The organism is Gilliamella sp. Fer4-1 (genome assembly GCF_001690515.1).
In the GTDB taxonomy this organism is placed as follows: Bacteria; Pseudomonadota; Gammaproteobacteria; order Enterobacterales; family Orbaceae; genus Gilliamella; species Gilliamella apicola_C.
Genome location: NZ_LZGZ01000196.1, coordinates 1 through 5582, shown reverse-complemented (window position 1 = coordinate 5582; position 5582 = coordinate 1). Strand labels below are relative to the sequence as shown.

At 35.9% G+C, this 5582-nt stretch carries 6 protein-coding genes; 4 read left to right on the top strand and 2 right to left on the bottom strand.

Annotated features, from left to right (window positions below):
* Positions 1-119: 119 nt before the first annotated feature.
* Both narL and narX read right to left on the bottom strand, forming a co-directional pair.
* Positions 120-773, bottom strand: a complete 654-nt coding sequence (gene narL / locus A9G30_RS06675) for a two-component system response regulator NarL (protein ID WP_065568421.1) — start codon at positions 771-773, stop codon at positions 120-122.
* Between the two features lie 11 nt (positions 774-784).
* Complete coding sequence (narX, locus tag A9G30_RS06670) at positions 785-2599, bottom strand: nitrate/nitrite two-component system sensor histidine kinase NarX (protein ID WP_065583297.1); 1815 nt, start codon at positions 2597-2599, stop codon at positions 785-787.
* Between the two features lie 216 nt (positions 2600-2815).
* On the opposite strand from narX, the gene rplU reads away from it, so the two are divergent.
* From rplU to cgtA, 4 genes are all read left to right on the top strand, one after another.
* The gene (gene rplU, locus A9G30_RS06665; protein WP_034948580.1) at positions 2816-3124 is read left to right on the top strand and encodes a 50S ribosomal protein L21; all 309 of its coding nucleotides are present in this window, start codon (positions 2816-2818) and stop codon (positions 3122-3124) included.
* A gap of 15 nt (positions 3125-3139) precedes the next feature.
* A complete protein-coding gene (gene rpmA / locus A9G30_RS06660) occupies positions 3140-3400 on the top strand; it encodes a 50S ribosomal protein L27 (protein ID WP_034915250.1) in 261 nt (86 codons plus the stop codon).
* Positions 3401-3488: 88 nt separating this feature from the next.
* Positions 3489-4454: a DMT family transporter gene (locus A9G30_RS06655; RefSeq protein WP_065588441.1), complete on the top strand. Its 966-nt coding sequence runs from the start codon at positions 3489-3491 to the stop codon at positions 4452-4454.
* The coding region (cgtA, locus tag A9G30_RS06650) for an Obg family GTPase CgtA (RefSeq protein WP_065588440.1) at positions 4454-5582 on the top strand (1129 nt) is incomplete at its 3' end. The genes A9G30_RS06655 and cgtA, both read left to right, overlap by 1 nt.

The window sequence follows — 5582 nt, the reverse complement described above, 5'->3', positions numbered from 1 at the left end:
TGAATAATGTTATTTACTAATTCGCCGAACAGGAAGTTTTTAGGTTATAAATTGTTTTACTTTATTAAACAAAGATAACGCATAACGATTTATCTATTTTTATTTTTCAATGGCTAAGATTATTCCTTACTTTGTAGATACCATACGGTCATTTCCATTCGTGATTTAAAATTAAGTTTTTTGAATATGCTTTTGATGTGTACTTTTACAGTACTTTCTACGATACCTAGCTCTTTTGCAATTAATTTATTCGGCAGGCCTTGAACTAATAAATTAAAAATTTCATTTTCTCTTGGTGTCAATAGGCTCACATCGTGAGTTTGATTAGTAAGCTGTTCTTCACCATGACGCATATAATTGAGGATAATATGTGAAATAGCATCATCCATAATTAACTTTCCAAGCGAGATTTCTTTGAGTGATTTTAGAAAATCTTCTGGTTCCATATCTTTTAATAAATACCCATCAGCACCTGTTTTTAGTGCCGTGATAATATCTTCTTTTGCGTCCGATACGGTGAACATAATAATGCGACTTGCGATGTTTTTCTCCCGTAAATAGCGCAATATTTCTAGCCCATTGACATCTTGCATATTGATATCGAGCAGAATAATATCAGGATCGAGCTCTTGGGCTAATTTAACCCCTTCGATACCTGAGCCAGCTTCTCCCACAATTTCAAAATGGTTTACTGTGTTTATTAATTGTTTCACGCCATTTCTTAACATTGGGTGATCATCAATAAGAAGAATTGAACTATTTATTTGTTCCATTTTTTACTCATCTATTTTTTTAATGGAATGGTTTTGTTTGCTTTAAATGCTACCATAATTTGTGTTCCTACATGAGGTTTGCTGTTGATTGATAAATTGCCATTTAGTATTTCAACCCTATCACGCATAATAATTAGTCCATAACGATTATCCTGTTTAATATTGTTTTGTAAACCAATACCATTATCTTCAATACAAACAGAAACAATTTGATCATCATTCATTTTTAAATTGACAGCGACTTGTGTGGCTTTTGCATGTTTGTATATATTATTTAGTCCTTCTCGAATAATCTGTAATAAATGAAATGCATATTTACTATTAATAATATTAAGTGGTAATTGGTATTCAAATTGAATATTGAATTGTAATTTTTGGTTAAACTCTTCAATGAGTTCGATTAAACTTGCATAAAAGCCTGTGCGATTGAGACGTAAACGGAAAGAGGTAATGAGTTCTCTTAATTGTGAATAGGTAAGATTGATTTCTTTACGCATGGTTGCTAATAAATCAATACTGCTTTGTGATGTGAGATCTGATTGCATTTGTAAGCAACTAAGGTGTATTTTTAAACAAGAAAGTGATTGTGCTATCGAATCATGCAGTTCTCTGGCCATAGCAGAGCGTTCTTTCATTAATAAATATTGTTTCTGTTGTTCTATTTTTCTCTCTAGCTTCATTGCTGTAGTCATTTGCTCAATGAGCCCCATAATTAAGCTTTCTTGCTCATCGGTTAATATTAATCCCGTTGGTTGCAAAGCAAATAATATCCCATATTTTTCTCCGTTTTCTTGAAGATACCAATGGCGTTGAAGGTTTTTTTCGGAACCATGCTTGGACGAGATTAAACATGCATTGCATTTAGGGCTTTGGCAATAAGGTAATTTTTGCTCGTTATCGTAACTGGCTTGTTGATAATGCTCAGGATCATCGGATTCATAAAAGCGAATTTGAAAGTGAGTTAATGGCACTAACTCTTCTAATTGACGTAGGATTTTTAAAAAACGGGCACATAATGGCTCTGAAGTATGTAGTTGTTTTGTTGCTTGGTATTGAAATGAAACGATTTTATTGGTTTGTTGTAACTTGGCTGTTTTTTCAGCAACTTGTTGTCCTAGCAATAAATATTGTGATTCGATCTGCTCTGACATCCGATTAAAAGCCAGCCCTAATAGATCAAACTCATTTTTTGGGTTTCTAATATTAAAACGTTCTTTAAAATTGTGATTTGTAATAGCTTCCGCCATATCTAGTAGCTTTTGCCATGGTGCAAGCAGGTAATAACGCAAGTAATAAATTTGAACAATTAAAAAACAGACAATAATGGCAATAAATAATTGTTGTAATTGAGAAATATAATAAATTTTACTTTCGGTTTTTTGATCAATCTTATGCACCAAATGGTTGATACGAGTTACATAGTTTTCAATGTCAGTTTTTATCTCGTTCAATTTTTTTGCTTGCTGTATTTTAGTGGCAATGCGAGTATTCCAATCAAGTTGTAATTGATTAAATTCATTCATTAAGTCATAACGTTTTAAAAGCATTAAATGCGGTTGTGATGAAGAAATATCACTAAATATGTTTAAACGGTCATACTCTTTTTCGTTCAGTGGAATCATAGTAAGCAATTGGTAGTTTTTCATTCTCAGTAGCCCCAATTGATTTACCATGTATGCGCCACCTTTGGCATCGTTGGCTACCTGAATTGAAAACGATAATGCGACTAAAGCAATCATCCCTAAAAAAAACAGTAATAGCGTTAAACGGTTAATAATTGATGCGGTGTGGCTAATTTTTCTTTTCGGTATATAAGCACTCATCATTATTTTATAATTTGTTTTGGGTAACTAGTAATTTATGATTATTGTAGCTTGAAAAAAGTGTATCGCTGATCTTTTTTGTAACTTTTTGCGATCTTTTGGTAAACAGCGCTTGCAACAAGCATAAATTTTGCGTAAAATTCACGCCCTATAAGATTAATCAATGCAGACATATATGTTTAATCAAGTAATCGTCTGCTTTTTATTGCGGAGTTAAGTATGTACGCAGTTTTCCAAAGTGGTGGTAAGCAACACCGAGTTAGCGAAGGTCAAGTCGTTCGCTTGGAAAAAATTGAAGTCGAAACAGGCTCAGAAGTTGTTTTCGATAAAGTTTTAATGGTAGCAAATGGTGAAGACATCAAAGTTGGTGCTCCGTTTGTTGAAGGTGCAACAATTAAAGCAGAAATTGTTGAGCACGGTCGTGGTGACAAAGTGAAAATTGTTAAATTCCGTCGTCGTAAACACTATCGTAAACAACAAGGTCACCGTCAGTGGTTCACTGATGTGAAGATCACTGCAATCGCTTAATAGGAGTATCGCACAATGGCACATAAGAAGGCTGGTGGTTCATCACGTAATGGTCGTGATTCCCAAAGTAAACGTTTAGGTGTTAAACGTTATGGTAGTCAAGAAGTTCTTGCTGGTAATATTTTAGTTCGTCAACGTGGAACTCAATTTCACCCAGGTACCAATGTAGGTTGTGGTCGCGATCATACTCTATTTGCCTTAATTGATGGGCAAGTAAAATTTGAAGTTAAAGGACCTAAAAACCGTCGTTATGTTAGTGTAGTTGCAAATAGCTAACTTAACAGCGGGTCAAAAGTTATAAAAGCCTCACAGTTATTGTGGGGCTTTTTTCTTTTCTTTAAACGCATATAAAATCGATAGCGATATGATAAAACAGCAAAATGTTAAATTAGGTTTTGCACTTGCCATGTTAACTGCGGTGATGTGGGGCATTGTGCCAGTTGCAATGAAATATGCACTAGTGGTTGTTGATCCCTTGACATTAGCCTGGTCTAGGTTAGCTATTTCAGCGCTTGGGATTACCATTTGGTTGGCTTACAAAAAGCAATTTCCTAGTTTAATGATGTTTAAAAAACGCCGTCGCTTTATTTTATTGATAATTGCTGGATTTGGATTGCTGGGTAATTTTGCTTTATTTGCTAGTGCAGTTCAATACCTTTCAGCCACAACAGCCCAAGTTGTTGGGCAAACTGGCATTGTGATATTTATGGTGTCAAGCGCTTTAATTTTTAAAGCGCGACTAAGACCAACTCAGATCATTGGTATTTTAGTCTTACTAATTGGGTTAGGGCTATTTTTTAATAAAAATATTGCAGATCTGTTTTCTAATATGTCTTCGTATGGTATAGGGGTTTGGCTTGGTTTACTTGCTTCGGTCTCATGGGCTTGCTATGCACTTGCTCAAAAGGTGTTATTACGTAAATTACGTGCAGAACAGCTACTTTGGTTAATTTACCTTATTTGTACCGTGTTTTTAATGCCATTTACTTCACCAAGCAGGATTGCAAATGCTGATGCAACGCAACTTTTTGCAATTATATTTTGTGGTTTAAATACTATCATTGCATATGGTGCGTTAGTGATGGCAATGGAGCGGTGGCAAGCGGCACAAGTTAGTGCTATAACAACCCTAACGCCATTATTTGCACTTGTCTTTTCAGATCTGTTTGCATTAATTTGGCCTGAAAAGTTTGCTATGCAATATTTAAATATTTTAGGTTATATTGGCGCAGTGTCTGTTGTTGCGGGCGCAATGTTTGCGACCATTGGGCATTATATTTGGCATCCAAGAAAAGGCTGGCTAATTAACCGCAATAAAGGGGAAGAATAATGAAATTTGTAGATGAAGCTTCAATTCGAGTCGAAGCTGGAGATGGTGGAAATGGTTGTGTTGGTTTTCGCCGAGAAAAATATATACCTAAAGGTGGCCCTGACGGTGGTGATGGTGGTGATGGTGGTGATGTATTTTTTATTGCTGATGAGAATTTGAATACACTTGTTGATTTTCAGTTTGAAAAAAATTACCGTGCTGAACGTGGTCAAAATGGGCAAGGTTCTGATTGTACCGGTAAACGAGGTCGAGATATCACTGTTAAAGTGCCTGTAGGAACGCGAATTACGGATAAATATACTGGTGAAGTTATTGGCGATTTAACGCATCACCAACAAAAAGTATTGGTTGCTAAAGGTGGTTTTCATGGCTTAGGAAATGCGCGTTTTAAATCATCAGTAAATCGTGCGCCAAGGCAAAAAACGGATGGTACGCCAGGCGAAAAACGCGATGTGTTATTAGAGTTATTATTACTTGCTGATGTGGGGATGTTAGGCTTACCTAATGCGGGTAAATCAACGTTTATTCGTGCTGTTTCAGCAGCCAAGCCAAAGGTAGCGGATTACCCATTTACAACATTAGTACCTAGCTTGGGTGTGGTTAGAATGGATAACGAACAGAGTTTTGTTGTTGCTGACATTCCCGGATTGATAGAAGGTGCATCTGATGGAGCAGGGCTTGGTATTCGTTTCTTAAAGCATCTTGAACGTTGCCGAGTGTTAGTACATTTAATTGATATCGCACCAATTGATGGCTCTGATCCGATCGAGAATGCAAAAGTCATTATCCAAGAACTACATCAGTATAGTGAAAAACTAGCTAATAAACCGCGTTGGTTAGTGTTTAATAAAATGGATGTATTAGGTGCTGAAGAGGGGGCAGAGAGAGCGGCTGAAATTGCTAAGGCACTTGGTTGGCAAGATAAATATTATACTATTTCTGCAATTAACCACGAAGGTGTAAAGGCTTTATGCTGGGATTTAATGGAATATATTAATGCACATCCACGTGAAACCGAGCAGGCAGAATCATCGCCAGAAAAAGTGGAGTTTATGTGGGATGATTATCATCAACAAATAATGGATGAAGCTTTTGATGATGATGAAGAATTTGAGGATTGGGACGAAA